This window comes from Actinomycetota bacterium (assembly GCA_005774595.1).
Classification (GTDB): domain Bacteria; phylum Actinomycetota; class Coriobacteriia; order Anaerosomatales; family D1FN1-002; genus D1FN1-002.
The window spans coordinates 1-1190 of record VAUM01000469.1 but is presented as its reverse complement, the minus strand read 5'-3'; the positions used below and the strand labels follow the sequence as shown (position 1 = coordinate 1190).

At 71.9% G+C, this 1190-nt stretch carries 1 protein-coding gene; it reads right to left on the bottom strand.

The genetic code is table 11. From position 1 onward, the window contains the following. Positions 1 to 7: 7 nt before the first annotated feature. Entirely contained in the window at positions 8 to 1156 is a 1149-nt protein-coding gene (locus tag FDZ70_11050) for a cell wall-binding repeat-containing protein (GenBank protein ID TLM65540.1), read from the bottom strand. Positions 1157 to 1190: the final 34 nt, after the last annotated feature.

Genomic DNA, 1190 nt, shown 5'->3' with positions numbered 1-1190 from the left:
CGGTCGACTAGCGGACCCGGCGGGTCACCCGCTCGAACCGCTGCCCCTGCAGACCGAGGATCGTCGCGCCCTGCGCCGACAACGGCGCGACCCGTTCGCCGCCGTCCGTGGACTGGGCTCCGACCCCGGACGCGGCGACCCCTGTCGCCGCACGCGCATCCGTCAACACCCGTGCGCCCACGACTCCGGCGCCGCCGAAGGCCTGGACCTGGTACAGCCAGTCAGCGTTGTCAGCGATCAGGGCCTCCTCGCGCGGCGTCAGACCGTCGCGCGGCGTGAGCAGGAGTGGCCCGCTTCGGGCGCCACACAGCGCGCCGCCCGCCAAACCGTCGGGGAACGACGCGCCGCTCGCGATGCCGACGAAGTCGAAGTGGCCACCGTACGCATCCGCGAGCGCCGCGGAGGTGTCGTAGCGATCGGTGCCGGCGAGGCGCGCGTAGTACACCTGCCCCGAGACGGACGCGTCCGCGAGCTGCTGGATGACGTCGTCCGAGACGGCCGCGGTGCCGCCGATGATGTAGTAGGTGTTCAGCGAGTACTGCCGCGTCAGCGTGCGCACGGAGTAGGGGCAGAAGCTCGCCTTCGTGAGCAGGATCGGGCGGCGCTCGCACGCCGCGTACGACGCGGCAGAGAGCGCGTCGGGGAAGCGGTCTCCGTTCACGAGGAACGGCTCCGCGGGCAGGCCGGAGCCCTCGCGCGCCTTGAGCGCCGCGTACACCGCGCAGGACGTCGCGTAGCGATCGCCCCCGCTGATCCGCTCGACGGTCAGCCCGTGCGCTTGCAGCGCGGCCACGGGTGCCGCACCCACTGCCGCCGCCCCGCCGACGACAATGACCTTTGTCGCGCCGAGCCGATCGATCTCGGCGAGTAGTCCGGCCGGCAGCGCATCTCGAGGCGTGAGCAGGAGCGGCGCGTCGTACGATCCCGCGAGGGGCGCGGCCGACAGCGCGTCGGGGAAGGCCCATCCGGCGCACAGGACGACGGTCGACGCCGTGCGGTGATTGCGGCGGGATATCTGGATCGCGGTCGAGTAGCGGTCGCTCCCGGCGACCCGCGTGACAAGGTCGGATCGCCATTGAGCCTCGGTCGGCATCGACGCGTCGGCTGACACCGTGGCGCCCGAGGACACCGTGATGGAGTCGCCGTGCCGGGGCACACCTGAGCCACTTCCATAACCTGCGTTCTTGAAC